22 protein-coding genes are annotated in these 22,684 nt (G+C 67.9%); 14 read left to right on the top strand and 8 right to left on the bottom strand.

Going from position 1 to position 22,684, the window contains the following annotated elements; all coding sequences use genetic code 11:
- The first annotated feature begins 37 nt into the window (after positions 1 to 37).
- Positions 38 to 625 carry a signal peptidase II gene (gene lspA, locus A5756_RS14320; RefSeq protein WP_082948108.1) on the top strand — a complete coding sequence of 196 codons (588 nt, stop codon included), beginning with the start codon at positions 38 to 40 and terminating at the stop codon, positions 623 to 625.
- Positions 618 to 1,544 carry an RluA family pseudouridine synthase gene (locus A5756_RS14315; RefSeq protein ID WP_066953308.1) on the top strand — a complete coding sequence of 309 codons (927 nt, stop codon included), beginning with the start codon at positions 618 to 620 and terminating at the stop codon, positions 1,542 to 1,544. The genes lspA and A5756_RS14315 overlap by 8 nt, the downstream gene beginning before the upstream one ends.
- Here A5756_RS14315 and A5756_RS14310 read toward each other — a convergent pair whose 3' ends face one another.
- From A5756_RS14310 to A5756_RS14300, 3 genes are all read right to left on the bottom strand, one after another.
- Complete coding sequence (locus tag A5756_RS14310; protein ID WP_066953348.1) at positions 1,545 to 2,303, bottom strand: class I SAM-dependent methyltransferase; 759 nt, start codon at positions 2,301 to 2,303, stop codon at positions 1,545 to 1,547. It abuts the gene before it with no gap.
- 21 nt (positions 2,304 to 2,324) lie between these two features.
- A complete protein-coding gene (locus tag A5756_RS14305; RefSeq protein WP_066953306.1) occupies positions 2,325 to 2,954 on the bottom strand; it encodes a lysozyme inhibitor LprI family protein in 630 nt (209 codons plus the stop codon).
- Between the two features lie 67 nt (positions 2,955 to 3,021).
- Complete coding sequence (locus tag A5756_RS14300; RefSeq protein ID WP_066953304.1) at positions 3,022 to 3,432, bottom strand: group 1 truncated hemoglobin; 411 nt, start codon at positions 3,430 to 3,432, stop codon at positions 3,022 to 3,024.
- Between the two features lie 285 nt (positions 3,433 to 3,717).
- On the opposite strand from A5756_RS14300, the gene A5756_RS14295 reads away from it, so the two are divergent.
- The 4 genes from A5756_RS14295 to dnaE all read left to right on the top strand — a co-directional run bounded on the left by A5756_RS14295 (position 3,718) and on the right by dnaE (position 9,700).
- Positions 3,718 to 4,758 carry an SDR family NAD(P)-dependent oxidoreductase gene (locus A5756_RS14295; RefSeq protein ID WP_066953302.1) on the top strand — a complete coding sequence of 347 codons (1,041 nt, stop codon included), beginning with the start codon at positions 3,718 to 3,720 and terminating at the stop codon, positions 4,756 to 4,758.
- 4 nt (positions 4,759 to 4,762) lie between these two features.
- Positions 4,763 to 5,566 (top strand): SDR family oxidoreductase, encoded by an 804-nt coding sequence (locus tag A5756_RS14290; protein ID WP_066953300.1) that lies wholly within the window; start codon positions 4,763 to 4,765, stop codon positions 5,564 to 5,566.
- Between the two features lie 84 nt (positions 5,567 to 5,650).
- Positions 5,651 to 6,082 (top strand): SRPBCC family protein, encoded by a 432-nt coding sequence (locus A5756_RS14285; protein WP_066953298.1) that lies wholly within the window; start codon positions 5,651 to 5,653, stop codon positions 6,080 to 6,082.
- A gap of 78 nt (positions 6,083 to 6,160) precedes the next feature.
- Entirely contained in the window at positions 6,161 to 9,700 is a 3,540-nt protein-coding gene (gene dnaE / locus A5756_RS14280) for a DNA polymerase III subunit alpha (protein WP_066953296.1), read from the top strand.
- A 197-nt stretch (positions 9,701 to 9,897) separates the two neighbouring features.
- Here dnaE and A5756_RS14275 read toward each other — a convergent pair whose 3' ends face one another.
- Both A5756_RS14275 and A5756_RS14270 read right to left on the bottom strand, forming a co-directional pair.
- A complete protein-coding gene (locus A5756_RS14275) occupies positions 9,898 to 10,752 on the bottom strand; it encodes an MBL fold metallo-hydrolase (RefSeq protein ID WP_232001802.1) in 855 nt (284 codons plus the stop codon).
- 71 nt (positions 10,753 to 10,823) lie between these two features.
- Positions 10,824 to 11,270, bottom strand: a complete 447-nt coding sequence (locus A5756_RS14270) for a PPOX class F420-dependent oxidoreductase (protein ID WP_066953292.1) — start codon at positions 11,268 to 11,270, stop codon at positions 10,824 to 10,826.
- A gap of 54 nt (positions 11,271 to 11,324) precedes the next feature.
- On the opposite strand from A5756_RS14270, the gene A5756_RS14265 reads away from it, so the two are divergent.
- Genes A5756_RS14265 through A5756_RS14250 form a run of 4 tightly spaced genes read left to right on the top strand, consistent with a single transcriptional unit; the run spans position 11,325 to position 15,977 of the window.
- Positions 11,325 to 11,714: a helix-turn-helix domain-containing protein gene (locus tag A5756_RS14265; protein ID WP_066953289.1), complete on the top strand. Its 390-nt coding sequence runs from the start codon at positions 11,325 to 11,327 to the stop codon at positions 11,712 to 11,714.
- A 13-nt stretch (positions 11,715 to 11,727) separates the two neighbouring features.
- A complete protein-coding gene (locus tag A5756_RS14260; RefSeq protein WP_066953287.1) occupies positions 11,728 to 12,201 on the top strand; it encodes a VOC family protein in 474 nt (157 codons plus the stop codon).
- A 60-nt stretch (positions 12,202 to 12,261) separates the two neighbouring features.
- Positions 12,262 to 14,088 carry a fatty acid--CoA ligase FadD11 gene (gene fadD11, locus A5756_RS14255; RefSeq protein WP_066953285.1) on the top strand — a complete coding sequence of 609 codons (1,827 nt, stop codon included), beginning with the start codon at positions 12,262 to 12,264 and terminating at the stop codon, positions 14,086 to 14,088.
- A complete protein-coding gene (locus tag A5756_RS14250) occupies positions 14,085 to 15,977 on the top strand; it encodes a lysophospholipid acyltransferase (RefSeq protein ID WP_066953283.1) in 1,893 nt (630 codons plus the stop codon). Before fadD11 ends, A5756_RS14250 begins: the two co-directional genes overlap by 4 nt.
- A 40-nt stretch (positions 15,978 to 16,017) precedes the next feature.
- Here A5756_RS14250 and A5756_RS14245 read toward each other — a convergent pair whose 3' ends face one another.
- Positions 16,018 to 17,103: a diguanylate cyclase gene (locus A5756_RS14245; protein WP_066953281.1), complete on the bottom strand. Its 1,086-nt coding sequence runs from the start codon at positions 17,101 to 17,103 to the stop codon at positions 16,018 to 16,020.
- Between the two features lie 168 nt (positions 17,104 to 17,271).
- Between A5756_RS14245 and A5756_RS14240 the strand changes: the two genes are divergently transcribed.
- From A5756_RS14240 to A5756_RS14225, 4 genes are all read left to right on the top strand, one after another.
- Complete coding sequence (locus A5756_RS14240) at positions 17,272 to 17,790, top strand: phenolic acid decarboxylase (protein ID WP_066953343.1); 519 nt, start codon at positions 17,272 to 17,274, stop codon at positions 17,788 to 17,790.
- A gap of 230 nt (positions 17,791 to 18,020) precedes the next feature.
- Positions 18,021 to 19,268 carry an HNH endonuclease signature motif containing protein gene (locus A5756_RS14235; protein WP_066953279.1) on the top strand — a complete coding sequence of 416 codons (1,248 nt, stop codon included), beginning with the start codon at positions 18,021 to 18,023 and terminating at the stop codon, positions 19,266 to 19,268.
- 104 nt (positions 19,269 to 19,372) lie between these two features.
- Entirely contained in the window at positions 19,373 to 19,936 is a 564-nt protein-coding gene (locus A5756_RS14230) for an arsinothricin resistance N-acetyltransferase ArsN1 family B (RefSeq protein ID WP_066953341.1), read from the top strand.
- A gap of 43 nt (positions 19,937 to 19,979) precedes the next feature.
- Positions 19,980 to 20,765 (top strand): DUF6065 family protein, encoded by a 786-nt coding sequence (locus tag A5756_RS14225; RefSeq protein WP_066953277.1) that lies wholly within the window; start codon positions 19,980 to 19,982, stop codon positions 20,763 to 20,765.
- Positions 20,766 to 20,767: 2 nt separating this feature from the next.
- Here A5756_RS14225 and A5756_RS14220 read toward each other — a convergent pair whose 3' ends face one another.
- Both A5756_RS14220 and A5756_RS14215 read right to left on the bottom strand, forming a co-directional pair.
- The gene (locus tag A5756_RS14220; RefSeq protein ID WP_066953275.1) at positions 20,768 to 22,213 is read right to left on the bottom strand and encodes an FAD-dependent oxidoreductase; all 1,446 of its coding nucleotides are present in this window, start codon (positions 22,211 to 22,213) and stop codon (positions 20,768 to 20,770) included.
- On the bottom strand, positions 22,210 to 22,617 hold the full coding sequence (locus A5756_RS14215) for a hypothetical protein (protein WP_066953274.1): 408 nt from the start codon (positions 22,615 to 22,617) through the stop codon (positions 22,210 to 22,212). The genes A5756_RS14220 and A5756_RS14215 overlap by 4 nt, the downstream gene beginning before the upstream one ends.
- Between the last annotated feature and the right edge of the window lie 67 nt (positions 22,618 to 22,684).

Genomic DNA, 22,684 nt, shown 5'->3' with positions numbered 1-22,684 from the left:
GGTCAGACCGCGTCCGCATTTGGGGGATGATGTGAGAGTGCCCGAGGAACCCACCGGATCCACTGAGCCCGTGACCTCGACCGACGAGGCCGAGGACGCCGCCGCGACCGACCCGAGGCGGCCGCCGAGGCGGCTGCGCCTGCTGCTGTCGGTCGCGGCGATCGTCCTGGCCCTGGACATCGTGACCAAGGTGCTCGCCGTCAAACTGCTGCCCCCCGGCCAGCCGGTGCCGATCATCGGCGACACGGTGACCTGGACGTTGGTGCGCAATTCCGGGGCCGCGTTCTCGATGGCGACGGGTTACACCTGGGTGTTGACGCTGATCGCCACCGGAGTGGTGGTCGGGATCTTCTGGATGGGACGCCGGCTGGTGTCGCCGTGGTGGGCGGTCGGGCTGGGGATGATCCTGGGCGGCGCCATGGGCAACCTGGTGGATCGCTTCTTCCGGGCGCCCGGGCCGTTGCGCGGCCATGTCGTGGACTTCCTGTCGGTCGGCTGGTGGCCGGTGTTCAATGTCGCCGACCCCTCGGTGGTGGGCGGCGCCATCCTGCTGGTGGTGCTGTCGATCTTCGGCTACGACTTCGACACCGTGGGCAGGCGCAGGCCGACCAGCGCCGATGAGTGACCGCTCCATGCCCGTGCCCGAGGGGCTGGCGGGCATGCGGGTGGATGCGGGCCTGGCGCGCCTGCTGGGGCTGTCCCGCAGCGCCGCGGCCGCCCTGGCCGAAGACGGCGGGGTGGAACTGGACGGTGTGCAGGCCGGCAAATCCGACCGGCTGACCGGCGGCGCGTGGCTGCAGGTGCGCCTGCCCGAGGCCCCCGCGCCGGTGGAGAACACGCCCGTCGACATCGAGGGCATGACGATCCTGTATTCCGACGACGACATCGTCGCGGTCGACAAACCGGCGTCGGTGGCCGCGCATGCGTCGGTGGGGTGGACGGGGCCCACGGTGCTCGGCGGGCTGGCCGCCGCCGGCTACCGGATCACCACCTCGGGCGTGCCGGAGCGGCAGGGCATCGTGCATCGCCTCGACGTCGGAACCTCCGGGGTGATGGTGGTGGCGCTATCGGAGCGCGCCTACACCGTGCTCAAGCGGGCGTTCAAGCAGCGCACGGTCGACAAGCGTTATCACGCGCTGGTGCAGGGGCATCCGGACCCGTCGAGCGGGACGATCGACGCACCGATCGGGCGGCACCGCGGCGGCGAGTGGAAGTTCGCCGTCACCAAGGATGGCCGGCACAGCCTCACCCATTACGACACCATCGAAGCCTTCCACGCCGCCAGCCTGCTCGACGTGCACCTGGAAACCGGCCGCACGCACCAGATCCGGGTGCACTTCTCCGCGCTGCACCACCCCTGCTGCGGTGATCTCGTCTACGGGGCTGATCCCAAACTCGCGAAAAGGCTTGGGCTGCAAAGGCAATGGCTGCACGCCCGGTCGCTGTCGTTCGCCCATCCGGCCGACGGCAGGCGGATGGAGATCGTCAGCCCCTACCCGGCCGATCTGCAGCATGCGCTGGACGTGCTGCGCGCCGAGGACTGATCACCGGGGCTTGCGCGCCTCGACCAGCAGCCGCGTGGAGTGCGCGACGAAGGGGCCGTCGGCCTCGATGCGCTCGTGCAGTTCCCGCAGCCGCTCCCGGTACGCGCCGACCGTGAAGTCCGGCACCGTCCAGATCACCTTGCGCAGGAAGTAGATAACGGCGCCGATGTCGAAGAACTCGGCCCGCATCCGTTCCATCCGCATATCGACGACGTCCATCCCGGCGGCCCGGGCCTCGGCGCTCTGGACGTCGGGGTGTAGCTCGGCCCATTTCTCCGGCTGCGGCCCGATGAAGTATTCGACGAGTTCGGCCATGGTCGCCGGCCCGATCTGCTGGGCGAAGTAGGTGCCGCCAGGCCGCAGCACCCGGGCGATCTCCGGCCATCGCACCGCGATGGGGTGGCGGCTGGTCACCAGGTCGAAGGCCGCGTCGGCGAACGGCAACCGCGGCTGGTCGCCGGTCACCACGACCACCACGCCGCGCGGATGCAGGCGTTGGGTGGCCAGGTCCGCGTTGGGCGGCCACGATTCCGTCGCGGCCATCGCGGGCGGAAACCGCTCGGCGCCGGCGAGCACTTCGCCGCCGCCGGTGTCGATGTCGCACGCCGCCGACACGCTCCCCAGCCGTTGGCTCATTTGGCGCTGGTAGCCCCACGACGGGCGTTCTTCGGTGGCGCGCCCGTCCAGCCAGGAGAAGTCCCAGCCGTCGACGGGGGCCGCGTCCGCGTCCGCCACGAGGTCGTCGAAAGTGCGTCCCATGTCGAGCATGCTAGGCAGCGATCACGGCGCGCGGCAGACGAATTTTGTGCCGTTGAGGTCGAGCTTGACCTCGCCCTGGTGCTCCCAGTATTCGGAGCCCTGGCGGCCGTATCGGGCCCCGCTGCCGGACGGTTCTTGAAACAGGATCTGCTGGTTGCCCTTCCAGCTGAGCACCGCCGCGGGCGGGTCGAAATCGTTGTAGAACTGCGCGGTCAACGGCCCCGCGTCGGCCGGGCACTGGTAGGTGACGACGGGCGGGCTCAGGGTGCCGGGGTCGGCGATGGCCAACTGGACCAGCCGCGTCTGATACGCCTCGACCAGGCAGGTGCGCGCTTCGGGGTTCTGTGCGCAACCGTCGCGTGTGGTCGCCCAGCCGTTCTGCGCGGACGTCAGCGCGCCCTGGTCCGCGCCGGCCCGGGCAAGCGCCTGTTGGTAGGCGGCCTGCAGATGGTGGTCGAGGTCGGTCAGCTGCGGATCGGCGCACACCTGCTGCTGGGCCGCGTTGGCCGGTTTGGCACAGTCGAGCGCCGCCGCGGTCGGTGGGGCGGTGGTGGTGGTCGTTCCCGTGGTGGTGCCGTCCGGCGGCGGGGTCGATTTCGCACCGCAGGCGCCCAGCATCAGGGCCGCAACGATGACGGCGAGCAGTCGCATACGTGCTGACTACCGCCTGCCGGCCGCGCCCCGGGCACGACACGCCGGGACGACCTTGGCGGAACCGTCAGACCGTGGCCTTGTTGGCGTCGCCCGTCGCGATCTCGGGAGCCAGGGGCGCGATGGCGCCGATGATCTCGGTGACCGTCTGGGCTGACACCCCGGCCGCGGCCAACGCGTCGGACAGGTGCCCGGCCACCAGGTTGAAGTGGTGCATCGTGATGCCGCGACCCTGGTGCACCTGCTTCATCGGGGCCCCGGTATAGGGCTCGGGCCCGCCGAGGGCCGCGGCGAAGAACTCGACCTGCTTGCCCTTGAGGCGGTTCATGTTGGTTCCGGTGAAGAAGCCGGAAAGCTGGTCATCGGCAAGCACACGGACGTAGAAGTCCTCGACCACGACCTCGATCGCCTCGTGCCCGCCGATCCGGTCGTAGACCGCGACCGGCTGTGGTTTGCGGAAGCGTGCCAGAATTTTCATAAGTCCGATTGGAACATTTCGGCGTTGCCCGCCAGTTAGTTCGCGATCACGCACGGATATCTTTGCGTAACAAGCGGATTGCCCACTCTTGACGGTCGTGTCGGCCGCGGCGTGAGACGCTCGGCAAGCGTTACATGCCAGCAATGTGCATCGAGCCACCGGCCTGATGTCCTAGGTTGGCTTAATGACTCACGTCACATCGTTCACACCGCCCCGCAAGGAGCACATGGTCATCGGGCAGGCCAGCTGCGGTCGGGGGGCCGACATCATCAGGAGCCAAAGCCGATGAATCTGGGTGACTTAACGAATCTCGTCGAAAAGCCGCTCGCGAACTTGGTGGAGAAGCCGATCGCGGCGGTGTCCCACATCGTCAACACCCCGAACTCCGCGGGCCGTTACCGCCCCTTCTATCTGAGGAATCTGCTCGACGCGGTACAGGGCCGCACGCTCGACGAAGCCGTCAAGGGCAAGACCGTCCTGATCACCGGGGGATCGTCGGGCATCGGCGAGGCCGCCGCGAAGCGGATCGCGGAAGCCGGTGGCGTGGTGGTGCTGGTCGCGCGCACCCGCGAGAACCTGGAGAAGGTCGCCTCCGAAATCGAAGGCGACGGTGGCACCGCCCACGTCTACCCGTGCGATCTGACCGACATGGACGCGATCGCCGAGATGGCCGATCAGGTGCTCTCCGACCTCGGGGGCGTCGACATCCTGATCAACAACGCGGGGCGGTCGATCCGGCGATCGCTGGAGCTGTCCTACGACCGCATCCACGACTATCAGCGCACCATGCAACTGAACTACCTGGGCGCGGTCCAGCTGATCCTCAAATTCATCCCCGGGATGCGGGAGCGGGGGTTCGGGCACATCATCAACGTCTCCTCGGTCGGCGTGCAGACCCGCGCGCCGCGCTTCGGCGCCTACATCGCCAGCAAGTCCGCGCTGGACAGCCTGTGCGACTCCCTGCAGGCCGAGACCGTGAATGACGGCGTGAAGTTCACCACCGTCCACATGGCCCTGGTGCGCACCCCGATGATCAGTCCGACCACGCTCTACGACAAGTTCCCGGCGCTGACGCCGGATCAGGCGGCCGGGGTGATCGCGGACGCCATCGTGCACCGGCCCCGCCGGGCCAGCTCGCCGTTCGGACAATTCGCGGCCGTCGCCGACGCGGTGAACCCGGCGGTGATGGACCGGGTGCGCAACCGCGCGTTCGCCATGTTCGGCGACTCCCACGCCGCCAAGGGCGACGAATCGCCAAGCGATTCACCGCAATTCGACAAACGCAGCGAGACGTTTGTGCGGGCGACTCGCGGGATACATTGGTGACATCATGAGCCTTCCGAAACCTGACATCGAGACCACCGTCGTGATCACCGGCGCCTCCTCCGGCATCGGCGCCGAACTGGCCCGCGGGCTGGCCCGTCGCGGCTTCCCGCTGCTCCTGGTCGCGCGGCGCCGGGAACGCCTCGACGAGCTCGCCAACGAGGTGGGCCAGGAATACTCGGTGGCCGTCGAGGTGCTGCCGTTGGATCTCGGCGATTCCAAGGGCCGCGCGAAGCTGGCGGACCGGCTGCGCGCCGAGCCGATCGCCGGCCTGTGCAACAGCGCCGGGTTCGGCACCAGCGGGGTCTTTCACGAGCTGCCGCTCGATCGCGAAAGCGAGGAGGTCACCCTCAACGCGCTGGCGTTGATGGAACTCACCCACGCCGCGCTGCCCGGCATGGTCGAGCGCGGCGCCGGCGCGGTGATGAACATCGCGTCGATCGCCGGTTTTCAGCCGGTGCCCTACATGGCGGTCTACTCGGCCACCAAGGCCTTCGTGCAGACCTTCTCCGAAGCCGTGCACGAGGAGCTGCACGGGACCGGGGTGTCGGTCACCTGCCTGTGCCCTGGACCGGTCCCGACCGAGTGGGCCGAGATCGCCAACGCCGAGCGGTTCAGCATCCCCATCGCGCAGGTCTCGCCCCGCGACGTCGCCGAGGCGGCGATCGGCGGGATGCTGTCCGGCCGGCGCACGGTGGTGCCGGGCGTCGTGCCCAAGGTCGTCAGCACCGGCGGCCGGTTCGTGCCGCGCAGCCTGCTGCTGCCCGGGATCCGCATCGGCAACCGCTTCCGCGGGGGACCCAACCGCTAGTTTCGCCGATTGTCACGCCAGCGTGGCATTGAGCGCCGAGCGTCACGCCAGCGTGGCGTTCGGCGGGGGAGCAAGGAGGATCGTGTGGCCGCTGTCGACCTGACCGCCGACGTGCCGATGACCCCGCAGGAGATGTGGGACCGCGTCTCCGACCTGTCGGACCTGGGCGACTGGCTGGTGATGCATGAGGGGTGGCGCAGTGATCTGCCCGAGGAGCTCGGCGAGGGCGTCCAAGTCGTGGGCGTGGCCCGGGCGAAGGGCTTCCGCAACCGGGTGACGTGGACGGTGACCACCTGGGATCCGCCGCACGAGGTGGCGCTATCGGGGTCCGGCAAGGGCGGCGCCAAGTACGCCGTCACGCTCACCGTGCAGGCCGCCGAAGATGGATCGACGCTCGGCGTGCGCCTTGAGCTGGGCGGGCGTGCGTTGTTCGGCCCAGTGGGTTCGGCGGCGGCCCGCGCCGTCAAAGGCGACGTGCAGAAGTCGTTGAAGAACTTCGTCGAGTTGTACGGATAATCGGGTCCAAGAAACGCGAGACACACTTACGCGACACGCCCGAAACCCGTCGGTGCGCAGTCATAGACTGGCGTCTCTATGAACCACTCCTCCTTCGTGCACCTGCATAACCACACCGAGTACTCGATGCTGGATGGGGCCGCGAAGATCTCGCCGATGCTGGCCGAGGTGGAGCGGTTGCAGATGCCCGCGGTGGGGATGACCGACCACGGAAACATGTTCGGCGCCAGTGAGTTCTATAACGCGGCGACCAAGGCGGGGATCAAGCCGATCATCGGGGTCGAGGCCTATATCGCACCGGGCTCGCGCTTCGATACCCGGCGCATCCTGTGGGGTGACCCCGGCCAGAAGTCCGACGACGTGTCGGGCAGTGGTTCCTACACGCACCTGACGATGGTGGCCGAGAACGCCACCGGGCTGCGCAACCTGTTCAAGCTGTCCTCACTGGCGTCGTTCGAGGGCCAGCTCGGCAAGTGGTCGCGCATGGACGCCGAGATCATCGCCGAACACGCCGAGGGCATCATCGCCACCACCGGCTGCCCGTCGGGGGAGGTGCAGACCCGCCTGCGGCTGGGGCAGGACCGCGAGGCGCTGGAGTCGGCCGCCAAGTGGCGCGAGATCTTCGGCGCCGACAACTACTTCCTCGAGCTGATGGACCACGGGCTGTCCATCGAGCAGCGGGTCCGCGAGGGCTTGCTCGAGATCGGCCGCAAGCTCGGCATCCCGCCGCTGGCCACCAACGACTGTCACTACGTCACCCGCGACGCCGCCCACAACCACGAGGCCTTGTTGTGCGTGCAGACCGGCAAGACCCTTTCGGATCCGAACCGGTTCAAATTCGACGGCGACGGCTACTACCTGAAGTCGGCCGCCGAGATGCGCCAGCTCTGGGACGACCAGATTCCGGGCGCGTGCGACTCGACGCTGTTGATCGCCGAGCGGGTGCAGCCCTACGACGACGTGTGGGCGCCGCGCGACCGGATGCCGATCTTCCCGGTGCCCGAGGGGCACGACCAGGCGACCTGGCTGCACCACGAGGTGATGGCGGGACTGCGGAGACGTTTCGGATCCAATGTCGGCCAGGACTACATCGACCGGGCCGAGTACGAGATCAAGGTCATCTGCGACAAGGGCTTCCCGTCGTACTTTCTGATCGTCGCCGACCTGATCAACTACGCGCGGTCGGTCGACATCCGGGTGGGGCCCGGGCGCGGTTCGGCGGCGGGCTCGCTGGTGGCCTACGCGCTGGGCATCACCAACATCGACCCGATCCCACACGGCCTGCTGTTCGAGCGGTTCCTCAACCCAGAGCGTCCGTCGGCACCCGACATCGACATCGACTTCGACGACCGTCGTCGCGGCGAGATGGTGCGCTACGCCGCCGACAAGTGGGGCCAGGACCGCGTCGCTCAGGTCATCACCTTCGGCACCATTAAGACCAAAGCGGCGCTGAAGGATTCGGCGCGGATCCACTACGGCCAGCCCGGCTTCGCCATCGCCGACCGGATCACCAAGGCGTTGCCGCCGCCGATCATGGCGAAGGACATCTCGCTGTCGGGCATCACGGATCCGGCGCACGAGCGGTACAAGGAGGCCGCCGAGGTGCGCGGCCTGATCGAGACCGACCCCGACGTCCGCACCATTTACCAGACCGCGCGCGGGCTGGAAGGGCTGATCCGCAACGCCGGCGTGCACGCCTGCGCCGTGATCATGAGCAGCGAGCCGCTCACCGAGGCCATCCCGCTGTGGAAGCGGCCGCAGGACGGCGCCATCATCACCGGCTGGGACTACCCGTCGTGTGAGGCCATCGGCCTGCTGAAGATGGACTTCCTGGGCCTGCGGAACCTGACGATCATCGGCGACGCGCTGGAAAACATCAAGGCCAACAGGGGAATCGACCTCGACCTGGAATCGGTGCCGCTCGACGACAAGCCCACCTATGAACTGCTGGGCCGCGGCGACACCCTGGGGGTGTTCCAGCTCGACGGCGGCCCGATGCGCGATCTGCTGCGCCGCATGCAACCAACCGAGTTCAACGACATCGTCGCCGTGCTGGCCCTGTACCGCCCCGGCCCGATGGGCATGAACGCCCACAACGACTACGCCGACCGCAAGAACAACCGGCAGGCGATCAGGCCGATTCACCCGGAGCTCGAGGAGCCGCTGCGCGAAATCCTCTCGGAGACTTACGGTCTGATCGTCTACCAAGAGCAGATCATGTTCATCGCCCAGAAGGTCGCCTCCTACACGATGGGCAAGGCCGACGCGCTGCGCAAGGCGATGGGCAAGAAAAAGCTCGAGGTGCTCGAGGCCGAGTACAAGGGCTTCTACGAGGGCATGACCGCCAACGGCTTCTCCGAAAAAGCGGTGAAGGCGTTGTGGGACACCATCCTTCCGTTCGCGGGCTATGCGTTCAACAAGTCGCACGCCGCCGGTTACGGCCTGGTGTCGTACTGGACCGCCTACTTGAAGGCCAACTATCCGGCCGAATACATGGCCGGCCTGCTGACCTCGGTGGGCGACGACAAGGACAAGGCCGCGGTCTACCTGGCCGATTGCCGCAAGCTCGGCATCACCGTCCTGCCGCCGGACGTCAACGAGTCCCTGGTGAACTTCGCGTCGGTCGGCCAGGACATCCGCTTCGGGCTGGGCGCGGTGCGCAACGTCGGCGCGAACGTGGTCGGTTCGCTGATCAAGACCCGCAACGAGAAGGGCAAGTTCACCGACTTCTCCGACTACCTGAACAAGATCGACGTCTCGGCCTGCAACAAGAAGGTCACCGAGTCGCTGATCAAGGCGGGCGCGTTCGACTCGCTCAGCCATGCCCGCAAGGGGCTCTTCCTGGTGCACACCGACGCGGTCGATTCGGTGCTGGGCACCAAAAAGGCCGAGGCGATGGGCCAATTCGACCTGTTCGGCGGCGGCGGTGACGGCAGCGTCACCGATTCTGTTTTCACCATCAAGGTGCCCGAAGACGAGTGGGAGGACAAACACAAGCTGGCCCTGGAGCGGGAGATGCTCGGCCTGTACGTGTCGGGCCACCCGCTCAACGGCGTGGCACACCTGCTCGCCGCCCAGGTGGACACCCAGATCCCGGCCATCCTCGACGGCGACGTCCCCAACGAGAGCCAGGTGCGGGTGGGCGGGATCCTGGCGTCGGTCAACCGGCGGGTCAACAAAAACGGAATGCCTTGGGCCTCAGCCCAACTCGAGGACCTTACCGGCGGCATCGAGGTGATGTTCTTCCCGCACGCGTACTCCGCCTATGGCGCCGACATCGCCGACGACGCGGTGGTGCTGATCAACGCCAAGGTGGCCATCCGCGACGACCGGATCAGCCTGATCGCCAACGAGCTTGTGGTGCCGGACTTTTCCAACGCCCAGCCGAACCGGCCGATCGCTGTCAGCCTGCCCACCCGGCAGTGCACCATCGACAAGGTCAGCGCGCTCAAGCAGGTGCTGGCGCGCCACCCCGGCACCTCCCAGGTGCATCTGCGGCTCATCAGTGGTGACCGGATCACCACCCTCGAGCTGGACGCCTCGCTGCGGGTCACGCCGTCGCCCGCACTGATGGGGGACCTCAAGGAGTTGCTCGGCCCGGGGTGCCTGGGCAGCTAGGCCGGCGGCCGCCGAGGCCAGTTCCGCCCCCTTCGCCGTAGTCGAGCGTGAAGTTAGTTTCACACCCGCGGCCGAGCGTGAAACTGGCTTCACACTCGCGGGCTAGCTGTCCCGGCGGGCCGCACCCTCGCGGCCGAATGTGCGGCCAGCCGCACTCTCGCGTGCCACTGTGCGGCCAGCCGCACACTCGGCGGCAGCTACGCGGTCAACCCCAGCGCCGCCTGATGGTCGTGGGTGGGAATGATCGTCACCGCGTGGCGCGCCAGGTGCAGCCGCTGCAGCGTCCGGAAGGCTTCGTCGCGATCCTCGTCGACCAAAACGCCGGGATAGCTTGACTTTTGGCGAACCTTCTCGATCTGCAGCCAGTGCCAGGCCGCGTCGCCGGCGATCAGGATCCAGCCGCGCCCGGTGTGGGCGAGCACCCCGACGCTGCCCGGGGTGTGGCCGGGCAGGTCGACCAGGAGGACGGACCGGTCCCCGAACAGGTCGCGGCTTCGGGCGAAGGTCAGTACCGGTGGGCCGTCCAGCTCGTAGTCGACCACGGGCCGTCCGCGCAGCGAATCGCGGACACCGCCGACCGGCGCGACGGGGCCGGACCCGATCCAGTCCCGCTCGGTGCGGTGTAGGTGAACGGGGAGATCCGGCATATCCAGCAGGCCCGAAACGTGATCCCAGTGCGCGTGGGTCGGCAAGGCGAAATCCAACGCCGGCGGCTCCGGCAGCCGGTGCAGGGCCGTGACCGTGGGAACGGTGTCGGCGGGCGGGCGGACCGCGACCCGCAGCACCGCGGGTAGCTGGGCGATCGCCCGCCGCTCGACGTCGCGGCACACGGCCGGGTCGACGATGAAGGTGGCGTCCGGATGGCTGACGATGAACGAGGTCATCGAGTTCCCGACGCGCCGCGGGGTGAACGTGCCCTCGACGATCGCCGCGGTCGGCACCGAGCGCGGCACCTGGGGCAGCGCAGTCACCGTGACGGTGCGCCGGGGGCCGGGCAGTCCGGCGTCGGCGATGCTGCGCAGGAACGTGTGGTCGGGCCGTCTGGGACGCACCGCGCCCCAAACCAATCCGGTTGCGGCGGAGCAACATTGGCGCAGGCTGGGGGAGCGGACGGGGTCATGCGTCATGGTACGTCCACCCGGACGATGACACTGTCGGGCCACACGCCGCGGTCGCGCGCGCGGCTCAGCTTCTCGCGCACGCACAGGTCTTGGTGAACGTTGGTGACGCCCGGGACCTTGATCAGCGGCACGATGTTCCACTGCCAGCCATACCGTTTGTTCAGGACGCGGTTGGCCCGCTCGGCGTCGTCGCCGGACAGGATGGTGGCGCGGCCCGCCACCGGCTTCGCGCCCGGACGGACCCGGCCGCGATGGTCGCAGGCGGTGAGTTCGACGTCGCGGCGCGTGGTCAGCCGCCTGGTCTTGGGCCCCACCTTGGTGCGGAACACCAGCGCGTCGCCGTCCAGCCCGAACCAGATCGGTGTGTCGACCGGCGATCCGTCGCGGCGGAACGATCGGAGCAGCGCGTAGCGAGCCGCGCCCAGTCCGTCGAGTGAATGTGTGTGCATGACACCAGTCAACGACTTAGAGTTGGCTCTAAGTCAAGCGTCGAAGGAGGGCCGATGAGTCCACGGCTGACGATCGGCGAGGTGGCGCGTCAGGCCGGGGTCGCGGCGACGACGCTGCGGTATTACGAACAGATCGGCTTGGTGCCGCCGCCCGGGCGGCTGGGCGGGCAGCGCCGCTACGACGATTCGGTGCTGGCCCGGCTCGAGGTGATCCGGCTCTGCAAATCGGCCGGCTTCGCGCTGGAGGAGATCCAGCTGTTGTTCGCCGACGACGCACCGGGGCGGCCGGCCAGCCGCGCCCTGGCCGAGGCCAAGCTCGCCGAAATCGATGCCCAAATGGAGTCGTTGGCCCAGGCCCGGGCGGTCATCGAATGGGGCATGCGCTGCACGTGTCCCTCAATTGACGCATGTACCTGTGGAATTCATACCGCGTTGCCCGCCTGAGCAAAGGAGCTCCATGAACCAGCCCATCGCCGTGCGCAATTTCTCCCATGTCTGCATCGGCGTCTCCGACATCGAGGTGTCGCTCGCGTTCTACACCGCCGTGCTGGGCATGGACGTCGTATTCGACGTCGAACTCGACGGCGCGGGGCTGGACTCGGTGACCGGCGGGGCCGCGCAACGCGGGCGCATGGTCGGCGGGCTGATCGGTGCCGCCATGGTCGAGCTGCTGTCGCTGGGCGCCGTCCCCGACTGCCCGAGCGGACCGCACCTGGGCTACACCAACATCTCGTTCCGGGTCGACGACCTCGACGCCGCCTTCGACGCCGTTCGGCGCGAACATCCCGACGTGCGCGCCGAGCCGCCCGTCGACATCGGCGGGGTGCGGATGTTCTTCATCTACGACCCCGACGGCACCCCCATCGAACTGCTGGAGTTGCCCGCCGGCATATCAAGCACGCTGCAGCTCTGGCGCCCGGATCCAGCGTGATCCATTCCGCGTCCCCGATCACGGACGTACGCTCACGAAGGCAGAGCTGAGAGGACACACATGACGACAGCCGAGCGCCCGGGCACCCTATGCGAGGCATTCCAGCGCAACGCGTCGATCGATCCGGACGCCGTCGCGCTCCGCACGCCCGGCGACACCCAGACCATGACGTGGCGCGAGCTCGCCGCGCAGGTGCGCAAAGTCACCGCCGGCCTGGCCGGCCTGGGGGTCGCGCGGGGCGACACGGTGTCACTGATGATGGCCAACCGCGTCGAGTTCTACCCCTTCGAGATCGGCGCCCAACACCTCGGCGCCACTTCGTTTTCGGTGTACAACACGCTGCCCGCCGAGCAGCTGACCTACCTGTTCGACAACGCCGGCACAAAGGTGGCGATCTGCGAGGAGCAATACGTGGACCGCATCCGCGCCAGCGGCGCGCCGATCGAGCACATCGTCTGCATCGACGGTTCGCCGCCCGGCACCATTTCGGTGGACGACCTATACGCCGCCGCGCAACAGGATTTCGACTTCGAGGCGGCCTGGCGGGCGGTGCGACCCGACGACGTCGTCACGCTCATCTACACGTCCGGGACCACCGGAAATCCCAAGGGTGTGGAGATGACCCATGCCCATCTGCTGTTCGAGGCGTACGCCCTCAACGCCGTGCTGCCGTTCCAGTTCGGCGAGCGGGTCACGTCGTATCTGCCGACTGCCCACATCGCCGACCGGGTGATGGGTCTGTACGCCCTGGAGGTTTTCGGCGCCCAGGTCACGGCTGTCTCCGATGTCCGGGCCATCGCCGCCGCGCTACCCGACGTGCGCCCCACGGTGTGGGGCGGGGTGCCGCGGGTGTGGGAAAAGCTCAAGGCCGGAATCGAATTCGCCGTCAGCAGCGAGACCGACGAGGTCAAGCGTCAGGCCTTGCAGTGGGCGATGTCGGTGGCCGACAAGCGCGCCGCCGTCCTGGTGGCCGGCGAGCCGATGCCGGACGAGCTGGCCGCCGAATGGGCCCAGGCCGACGAGTTGGTGCTGTCGAAGCTGCGCGAGCGGCTTGGCTTCGGGGACCTCCGCTGGGCGGTGTCGGGTGCGGCGCCCATCCCGAAGGAGACGCTGGCGTTCTTCCTCGGTATCGGCATCCCCATCGCGGAGGGCTGGGGGATGTCGGAGCTGAGTTGCGTCGCCACTATCAGCCACCCTAGCGATGCGCGCCTGGGCACGGTCGGCAAGCTGCTTCCGGGTCTGGAGGGAAAGATCGCCGACGACGGTGAGTTCCTGGTGCGCGGTCCGCTGGTGATGAGGGGCTACCGCAAGGAGCCCGCCAAGACGGCGGAGGCCATCGACGCCGACGGCTGGCTGCACACCGGTGACATCATCGACGTCGACGACGACGGCTACCTGAGGATCATCGACCGCAAGAAGGAGTTGATCATCAATGCGGCCGGAAAGAACATGTCGCCGGCCAACATTGAGAACACCATGCTGGCCGCGTGTCCGATGGTCGGCGTGATGATCACGATCGGTGATGGGCGGCCGTACAACGCCGCGCTGATGGTCTTCGACGCCGAATCGGTCGGGCCGTACGCGGCCCAGCACGGCCTGGCCGACGCGTCGCCCGCGGCCCTGGCGAACCATCCTGAAGTCATCTCCCGGATCGCCGCGGGGGTGGCCGAGGGCAACGCCAAACTGTCCCGGGTGGAGCAGATCAAACGTTTCCGGATACTGCCCGAGCTCTGGGAGCCTGGGGGAGACGAGATCACGCTGACCATGAAACTCAAGCGCAAGCCGATCATGACGAAGTACGCGAGCGAGATCGAGGAACTCTACGCGCCCGAACTGCACCCGGGCGTGCACGAGCCGTCGTCCGCCGCGACGGTGCAGCCGGCATGAGCGGGGGACCGGGCGCGACCGCTCGCGAATTCGGCCGGGTCGGTGTGCGGAAGCTGCTGCAGCGCACCGGCATTGTCGAGGAGTCGACGACACCGTTGACGACCGACCCGGTGGAGGTCGTCCAACTGCTCGCCGCCCCGTGGTATGACGAGCGGCTGAGTGGGCTGGCCGAGGAGCTCGGGCGCGACCACGACGGCGTGCGCGCCGAGGCCGCGGGCTACCTGCGCGAGATGGCGCCCTCGCTGGACGAGCGCGCGGTGAAGGCGTGGCGCAGCTTCAGCAACTGGCTGATGCGGGCCTACGACGTCCTGGTCGACGAGGACCAGATCGCGCAGCTGCGCAAGTTGGATCGCAAAGCCACTCTGGCGTTTGCCTTTTCGCATCGCTCCTATCTGGACGGCCTGCTGCTGCCGGAGGTGATTCAGGCCAACCGGCTCTCTCCAGCGCTCACTTTTGGCGGGGCGAACCTGAACTTCTTCCCGATGGGCGCCTGGGCCAAGCGCACCGGCACGATCTTCATCCGGCGCCAGACCAAAGACATTCCCGTGTACCGGTTCGTGTTACGCGCCTACGCGGCCCAGCTGGTGCAGAACCACGCCAACCTCACCTGGTCGATAGAAGGCGGCCGCACCCGCACCGGCAAGCTGCGTCCCCCGGTGTACGGGATCCTGCGCTACATCAGCGACGCCGTCGACGAAATCGACGGCCCCGAGGTGTATTTGGTACCTACCTCGATCGTGTACGACCAGCTGCACGAGGTCGAGGCGATGACCACCGAGGCGTACGGAGCCGCGAAGCGGCCCGAGGACTTCCGATTCCTGATCCGGCTCGCGCGGCAGCAGGGTGAGCGGCTCGGCCGCGCGTACCTGGACTTCGGCGAACCGCTGCCGCTGCGCAAGCGTCTCGAGGAGCTGCGCGCCGAGGAGTCCGGAACGGGCACCGAGATCGAACGCATCGCGCTGGATGTCGAGCACCGGATCAACCGCGCCACCCCGGTCACCCCCACCGCGGTGGTGAGCCTCGCGCTGCTGGGCGCCGACCGCTCGTTGTCCATCAGCGAGGTGCTGGCCACCGTGCGGCCGCTGGCGAGCTACATCGCGGCCCGGAATTGGTGCGTGGCGGGCGCCGCCGATCTGACGAATCGCTCGACCATCCGCTGGACGCTGCACCAGCTCGTCGCCTCGGGGGTGGTCAGCGTGTATGACGCCGGCACCGAACCGGTTTGGGGCATCGGCGCGGAGCAGCACCTGGTCGCCGCGTTCTACCGCAACGCGGCCATCCACATCGTGGTCGATCGCGCGATCGCCGAGACGGCGTTGCTGGCGGCCATCGAAGACGCCGAGGGTTCGGTCGACGGGCTGGTGCAGCCGACGCGCGTACGAGACGAGGCGCTGGCCCTGCGCGAGTTGCTGAAATTCGAGTTCCTCTTCTCCGCGCGCGCGCAATTCGAAAAGGAGCTCGCCGACGAAGTGCGACTGCTCGGGCGGGTGGAAGACACGAGCAAGGCCGCCAGCGCGGCCGATGTGCGCGGGCTACTGGAAAAGGCCGACCTGCTCTTGGCGCACCTGGTGTTGCGCCCGTTCCTGGACGCCTACCACATCGTCGCCGACCGGTTGGCCGCCTACGAGGACGAATCCTTCGACGAGAACGCCTTTCTCGCCGAGTGCCTCGAGGTCGGCAAGCAGTGGGAGCTGCAGCGCAGAATGGCCAGCGCCGAGTCGAGGTCGATGGAGCTGTTCAAGACCGCGTTGCGGTTGGCCCGACACCGCGAGCTGGTGGACGGCTTCGAGGACTTGGATATCGCGCGGCGGCGGCGGGAGTTCGCCGACGAGATCGCCACGGCCGTCCGGCGGGTCAACACCATCGCGGGCCTGGCCGGGGCGCGGTAAACGGCGTGCGTTCCGCGCGGACGGCGAATCAGCGGGGCCCTCAGCGCACCGGCGGTACGGGAACGTCGGCATGCCGAACCCGGTTCCCGCCAGCACGTTTCGCGTCGTACATCGCGAGGTCTGCCGCGTGTACCAGGCGTTCGATAATCGGCCGATCGACAGTTTCGCCGTTGGCCGGCAGCCGGAAGCCGCTAACGCCCACGCTGGCTGTCACGCCCCAGGGGGTGGCGGCGATGGCCTGGCGGATGGCCTCCGCCACCCGAAGCGCTTGTTCGGTTTCGATCGTCTGGGCGACCAAAAATTCTTCTCCGCCTACCCGGGCGATCAGCGTTGCTTCATCGGCGATGCGCCGCAAATTGTCGGCCACGGCTACCAAGATGCGGTCCCCGGTCGCGTGACCGTAGGTGTCATTCACCCGCTTGAAGTTGTCGAGATCGACCATCAAGACACTCAGGCACGGCGAGCGGCGGTCGGCGGCTGAGACTCTCGACGCCGCTCGATAAAAGCCCCTGCGGTTGCGCAAGCCGGTGAGCGGATCGGTCGAGGACTTCAGGGCGTCCACCGACAACCAATGCACGAGCACCTGTCCGCAGAAGGGCACCGCCAGGATTCCCGCGCTGAGCAACAGAAAGTTGGCCGCCGCCATTGATGCGTCACCGGACCAGGCGATCCGCGCGGCGCACACCGCCGCCGTACCCAAAGCGGTGCCGAGTGTGAAAACCAGGAGGCGGGCCGAGTGACAAAAAGCGACGTAGCCCGCGAGGCCACCGAATGCCGCGCAGCCCAGCAGCCCGCTGCGCGGGTCGCCCTCGAGCACGCACGCCGCGCCGATACCGAGTGTGCCCACGATCGAAAACACCTGTGATTGAACGCGCCCGGGCCAGCGCCGTGCCCACACCAGCGCCATTGCCACCAAACAGGCGACGAACGCCGCGGCGATGACGCGCCGCGTGGGCGTCCGCATACCCGAAGGGCTGTTCAGCATCAGCAACGTCGCCGCGGCCAGGATAGACAGAATGGCGACCATCAGGTAGCGGACGAACGGCTTCAATCCGCGTGCGCCTAGGTAATCAGAGAACCACTCGTAGTGGTCGGGCTGACGCCACCACACGCCGATCCAGTGCATTCCGCGACGCCCCTCACACGTACCTTCGCCGTATGGTACTTACCACCGACCGAATCGGGAGGCATTCAGAATTTCGGGCCGTCCCCGCCCTGACCGCACTGGCGCTTCCGCGCAATCGTGGGCACTGGCGACCCGATCAACCAACCGAACGCTGAACGGAATCTCAACATGACCACCGTCGACAATCCCATTCCGCCGCAGGACTTATCGGGGATCGTTGGATGCCGGTTCATCTACACCTACGCCAACGGCTGGCGTTACGAGATGTATGTCAAGAACGACCGGACCATCGACTATCGAATCCATTCCGGCCATGTCGGTGGGCGGTGGGTCAAGGGCCAAGAGGTCGACCTGGTGGCGCTTGACGACGACAGTTACAAGATCTCGTGGACCGAGCCCACGGGCACGTCGGTGGCGGTCAACGTCATGCCCGGCAAGCGGCGAATCCACGGGGTGATCTTCTTTCCCCAGTGGATCCGCCAGCACGGCGACCGCACGGTGTGCTTCCAGAACGATCACCTCGAGGAGATGCGCGCCTACCGCGACGAGGGGCCGACCTACCCGATCTATACCGTGCACGAATTCGCCTACATCACACTGTTCGAGCGTGTCGGGGCCGACGACGAATCGGTGATCGATGTAGCCCCCGACCAGCTTCCGGAGGGCTGGCCCGACCGCACCGATTGAAACCGCGGCGGGTACCGCCATGGGTGCAGACCGCATCGAATCAACCTGGCTTCAAGGCCGTCGAACAAGTGACAAGTCCGGCGGGCCGACCCGCCCGCTGATCGCGTTCACCGCCGCGGACAACGCGCCGCCGGCCCAACCGGCCCCGGAGACCCCACTGGCCGAATGATGGCAGCACTCCGCGGGTTTGGTAGCCGAGACTTGTCGTACCCCCCTGCGATGATGAAGTCATGTCCTCGATCGCGTCGCCTCCCGCGGCGGTGAGCCCTAACCAGCGTCTCGAGGTGTTGTTCGATGAGTTGGCCGAGTTGGCCGGTCAGCGGAACGCGATTGATGGGCGCATCGTCGAGATCATCGCCGAAATGGATCGCGACGAGCTCTGCGGCGCCACGGGCGCTCGGTCGGTCGCGGCGTTGGTCGCCTGGAAGCTCGGCTGCTCGTCGGCGAACGCCCACACGCTCACGACCATCGCGCGCCGGCTCGAGGCGTTCCCGCGCTGCGCGCAGGGCATGCGAGAGGGTCGACTGTCACTGGATCAAGTCGGCGTCATCGCGGCGCAGGCGGGTGATGGATCTGATAAGCACTACGCGGAGTTGGCGCGCTGCGCCACGGTCAACCAGCTGCGCACCGCGGTCAAACTGGAACCGCGACCCGAACCCGATTCTCGGCCGCAACCGCAACCCTCGGTCACCAAGACCTCCAGCAACGAGTTCACTTCTTGGCGGATAAGACTTCCGCACTGGGATGCGGCGAAGTTCGACGCGGCATTGGCGTCTCATCGTGACGCGCTGATCGCCGAGTGGAAGCACGATCGCGGCAATCGAGGCTGCGCATCCGATGCCATGCCGCCGTTGCCAGGCACCCTCGAGGCGTTCATGCGCCTGGTCGAGGCGGGATGGGACGCCGAGGCGTTCCGCCGCCCGCACGGGCATCACACCACCGTCGTGGTGCATGTCGATGTCGAGCAGCGCGTCGCCGTGCTGCATCTGGGTCCGCTACTCACGGACGCCGAACGCCGATACCTGACCTGTGATGCCACGTGTGAGGTTTGGTTCGAACGGCACGGTGAGGTCATCGGCGCCGGCCGGGCGACCCGCCAGATCAACCGGCGGCTTCGCCGCGCACTCGAGCATCGCCACCCCACCTGCGTGGTTCCCGGCTGTGGCGCTACCCGCGGTTTGCATGCACACCACATCCGGCATTGGGAAGAGGGCGGCCCAACAGAGTTGGCCAACCTGGTGCTGGTATGCCCATATCACCACCGGTCGCACCACCACGGGGTAATCACGATCACCGGATCCGCCGACGCCCTCGTCGTCACCGACAGCTCGGGCCGACCGCTAAGTGCGGGATCGCTTGCGCGTGCGCCCAACCTTGCCCGGCCCGCCGTCCCGCCATGCCCCGGGCCGACAGGCGAGCGCGCCGACTGGTGGTGGTACGAACCCTTTCAGCCGCAGCCACCGCCGAACACCAACTAGGTGGGTTAGCGGACCAACGGCTGATTGGTGCTCGCCGCGACGCAGATAACCACCCACCGTCGGTTCGCCGAGAACGCGTTGGGCACGCTCTTCACATGATTCGAATGGCCACTCCGGAGGATGCGGGCACGATCGCCGACATTTATGCGCCGTATGTGCGCGACACCGCGATCTCGTTCGAGATGGTGCCGCCCAGTGCGCAGGGGATGCGATCGAGGCTGGTTACCACGCTGCCCCGCCTCCCTTGGCTGGTCATAACCAATGGCGATGCCATCGTCGGGTACGCCTATGCCGGCCCACACGGCGACCGGGCCGCCTACCGCTGGTCTGTTGACGTGTCCGTATACCTGGATAGGTCATGTCACCGGCTGGGGTATGGTCGCCGCATCTACACCGCCTTGCTCAACCTGCTTGCCGCACAGGGATATATGAACGCCTACTCGGCCGTTGCGCTGCCCAATCCGGCAAGCGTCGGCCTGCACGAGGCGATGGGCTTCACCCGCGTCGGCGTCTTCGATGGTGTGGGCTTCAAGGATGGGGCGTGGCGGGACGTCGGCTGGTGGTTCCGCCCGTTAGCCGACCGTCCCGCGCAGCCCAGCGACCCGCGGCCGTGGTCGGCCCTACCGGCCCGCACACTTGAGTCTGCGCTCGACCGGCACACTGGATAGTGGTCCGGAGACAATCTGGGGCAAGCAGCGAATCGAGGAGTCGATGAGTGACAAGCCCGGCGGGCAGGCCCGCCCGCTGATCGCGTTCACCACGCAGGACAACGCGCCGCCGATCACACCGGCCCCCATCAGCCGGCCGTGGATGTCGCAGATGCGCAACGGTTGGCCGAACCGGTGCCTGCCGATGCTGATCGCCAACCAAAGTGGCTGGGAACTGCGCAATCCGAGCGCCTTCACCGCCACGTGGATGGGCGGGGACGACAGCCTGGGGGTGATCATCGCGCCTGACCGGCGCGACCCCGGTCAACTGCTGCCGTTCAGCCATTTCGGTCACGGCATCCTGACCTGGCACCTGCCGATGCTGTTCCGCACCCCGCCGGGCTACAACCTGTTGGTCCGCGGGCCGGCGAACTACCCGAAGGACGCCGTGTCCCCGCTGGAAGGGATAGTCGAAACGGACTGGGCCACATCGAGTTTCAGCATGAGCTGGCAGATCACCCGCAAGATGATGCCGGTGCGCTTCGATGTCGACGAACCGATCTGCATGATTGTCCCGCAGCGCCGGGCCGAGCTGGAAGAGTTCGCCCCGGAAATCAGGCCGATCGACTCCGACGAGGAAGTGCGCCGTAAGCACGAGTTCTTCCTGCGTTCACGCAACGAGTTGGGGCAGGCACAAGCCGCGACCAACATCGCTTTGGGTGAAAAGGTGCCGTGGCAAGGCGACTACACGCGCGGCAGGCATTCCGATGGGGAGGCCGGGGCCCCCGATCACCAGACGCGGATCCATCTGCGCCCGTTCGTCGAGCCACACGGGGAGAAGCAGCAATAGACTCACCCCGCGTGCGTCGCGGTCAGCTCCGGGATTCGCGTCGGCGCCTGGGCCGATGATCCGGCCCAGCCGATGTACCCGTCGGGGCGCACCAGTACCGCGGGCCCGCGGTCGGTCCGCTCCGCCTGCAGCATCCCGAGCGCATCAACCGGTGGGGCGCCGTGTTCGCGCACGAGGACGAAACCTCCGGTGCGCTGCAGTTCGGTCAGCCGTCCCTCGGTCAGCGGGATCGCGGTGGCGCGGGTGCCGACCAGGCCGCGGCGGCCGTAGCGCAGCGTCGTGCCCGCGAAACTGCCCGCCACCCGGTCCCGTACGGCCGGAACCCGAAGCAGCCTGGGCGCCAACAGGTTCCGCAGCCACCGCGCGGGCCGCGGATGCAGCGTCGCGGCGCGGGCGATCAGCCCGGACTGGATCAGGACGCGCTTGCCGATCGGGTGGCGTTCGTCGTGGTAGCTGTCCAGCAGCCGGTCGTCGGCGCCGCCGAGCACCACGTCGATCTTCCACGCCAGGTTGGCTGCGTCCTGAACGCCGGTGTTCATGCCCTGGCCGCCCTTGGGGGAGTGCACGTGCGCGGCGTCGCCGGCCAAGAACACCCGCCCGTGGCGGTACCGCTCGACTTGCCTTTCGTCGCAATGGAATCGGGACTTCCAGCTGACCTCGACCACGCCGTAGTCGGTGCCCATGCCGCGGGCCAGGATGTCGACGATCTCCGCGTCCTCGACCGGTTCGCCGTCGGGCACCTGATGATCGCGGTCCCACACCATGGCGCGATACCACGAGCCATCCGGGTCCTGGCGGTTGTAGGGGGCCAGAAATGCCAGGACGTCTCCGGGCGCCGCGACCGTCAGGCCCCCGCCGGCCGGTCCGTGGGCCAGCTTGACGTCGGCCAGCACGATCGACGTCAGCACCGTCTTGCCGGGGAATCCGGCGCCCACCAACCGTCGAACGGTGCTGTGCGCGCCGTCGGCGCCGATCACGTACCGCGCCCGCCACGTCTGCCGGTGCGCCGGATCCTCGTCGTCCTTGGGGCGGGCGGTGACCGTCACGCCCTCGGCGTCCTGCTCGAGCGCGATCACCTCGATGCCGCGCCGGATCTCGGCGCCCTGGGCCTGCGCGTAGCGGCGCAGCGCGGCATCGACATTGGTCTGCGGGGTGACCAACACGAACGAGTAGGGCGAGTCGAGATGGGTGAGGTCGATCTGCGCTCCGGCGAACAGCCGCACGCGCGGCGCGCGGTGCCCGAGGGCCAGCAGGTCGTCGGCCAGCCCGCGCGCGTCGAGCAGTTCCAGCGTGCGCGCCATGGTGGCGAACGCGCGGCTCGACGGGTTCTCGGTCGGCCAGCGTTCCAGCACGGTGACCGAGCGCCCGGCGCGAGCCAGGTCACCCGCGGCGGTCAGGCCGGTGGGGCCCGCCCCCACCACTAGGACGTCGACGTCGTGGGCCGTCATCGCGACGCTCCTTCCGGTTGCGGGTACCAGCGGCGGATGTCGCCGGGGGTGGACTGCGCCGCGCGGTTGAAGACGAAGCGGCAGCCCGGCTGGGTCACGTGCGCGGCGTTGACGATCGACTCAAACAGCAGGGTGTTGCCGGCGACCAGGCGTATCCCGGCCCCGATCAACACGGCGTCGTAGCGTTTGGCTTCCAGCCAGCGCCGGGCGTTGCCGGCGCCCGCGGCCCCGAAGCCGATCAGGCAGTTGTCGACCTCGTAGCCGGCGGCGCGCAACCCCGCGACGTTGTCGTCGTTGGCCAACCGCAGCGCATCCCTGGACAGCCCGGCGAACTGCGCGAAGTCCGGTGACGAGTAGTCGATCACGTCGGGATCGAGCCCGATTTGGATGACGGTGACGGTCATTGGAGAACCTCCTCGGCGTTGAGTTCAACAATTGTTGAACTCAACGCTAGGCCCGGCCTCTGGCCGT

Source organism: Mycobacterium sp. 852002-53434_SCH5985345, assembly GCF_001667155.1.
Classification (GTDB): Bacteria; Actinomycetota; Actinomycetes; order Mycobacteriales; family Mycobacteriaceae; genus Mycobacterium.
Note: the sequence above shows the minus strand (reverse complement) of the source record. Positions and strands in the feature narration are given on the sequence as shown.

Coding starts and splice junctions, on each gene's coding strand:
- A5756_RS14310 (WP_066953348.1), bottom strand. CDS start 2,303: ATGGGACGCACTTTCGACGACCTCGTGGCGGACGCGGACGCGGCCCCC.
- A5756_RS14250 (WP_066953283.1), top strand. CDS start 14,085: ATGAGCGGGGGACCGGGCGCGACCGCTCGCGAATTCGGCCGGGTCGGT.
- A5756_RS14295 (WP_066953302.1), top strand. CDS start 3,718: ATGAATCTGGGTGACTTAACGAATCTCGTCGAAAAGCCGCTCGCGAAC.
- A5756_RS14315 (WP_066953308.1), top strand. CDS start 618: ATGAGTGACCGCTCCATGCCCGTGCCCGAGGGGCTGGCGGGCATGCGG.
- A5756_RS14235 (WP_066953279.1), top strand. CDS start 18,021: ATGTCCTCGATCGCGTCGCCTCCCGCGGCGGTGAGCCCTAACCAGCGT.
- A5756_RS14225 (WP_066953277.1), top strand. CDS start 19,980: ATGAGTGACAAGCCCGGCGGGCAGGCCCGCCCGCTGATCGCGTTCACC.
- A5756_RS14265 (WP_066953289.1), top strand. CDS start 11,325: ATGAGTCCACGGCTGACGATCGGCGAGGTGGCGCGTCAGGCCGGGGTC.
- dnaE (WP_066953296.1), top strand. CDS start 6,161: ATGAACCACTCCTCCTTCGTGCACCTGCATAACCACACCGAGTACTCG.
- A5756_RS14245 (WP_066953281.1), bottom strand. CDS start 17,103: ATGCACTGGATCGGCGTGTGGTGGCGTCAGCCCGACCACTACGAGTGG.
- A5756_RS14240 (WP_066953343.1), top strand. CDS start 17,272: ATGACCACCGTCGACAATCCCATTCCGCCGCAGGACTTATCGGGGATC.
- A5756_RS14230 (WP_066953341.1), top strand. CDS start 19,373: ATGGCCACTCCGGAGGATGCGGGCACGATCGCCGACATTTATGCGCCG.
- fadD11 (WP_066953285.1), top strand. CDS start 12,262: ATGACGACAGCCGAGCGCCCGGGCACCCTATGCGAGGCATTCCAGCGC.
- A5756_RS14270 (WP_066953292.1), bottom strand. CDS start 11,270: ATGCACACACATTCACTCGACGGACTGGGCGCGGCTCGCTACGCGCTG.
- A5756_RS14220 (WP_066953275.1), bottom strand. CDS start 22,213: ATGACGGCCCACGACGTCGACGTCCTAGTGGTGGGGGCGGGCCCCACC.
- A5756_RS14305 (WP_066953306.1), bottom strand. CDS start 2,954: ATGCGACTGCTCGCCGTCATCGTTGCGGCCCTGATGCTGGGCGCCTGC.
- A5756_RS14215 (WP_066953274.1), bottom strand. CDS start 22,617: ATGACCGTCACCGTCATCCAAATCGGGCTCGATCCCGACGTGATCGAC.
- A5756_RS14300 (WP_066953304.1), bottom strand. CDS start 3,432: ATGAAAATTCTGGCACGCTTCCGCAAACCACAGCCGGTCGCGGTCTAC.
- A5756_RS14260 (WP_066953287.1), top strand. CDS start 11,728: ATGAACCAGCCCATCGCCGTGCGCAATTTCTCCCATGTCTGCATCGGC.
- A5756_RS14290 (WP_066953300.1), top strand. CDS start 4,763: ATGAGCCTTCCGAAACCTGACATCGAGACCACCGTCGTGATCACCGGC.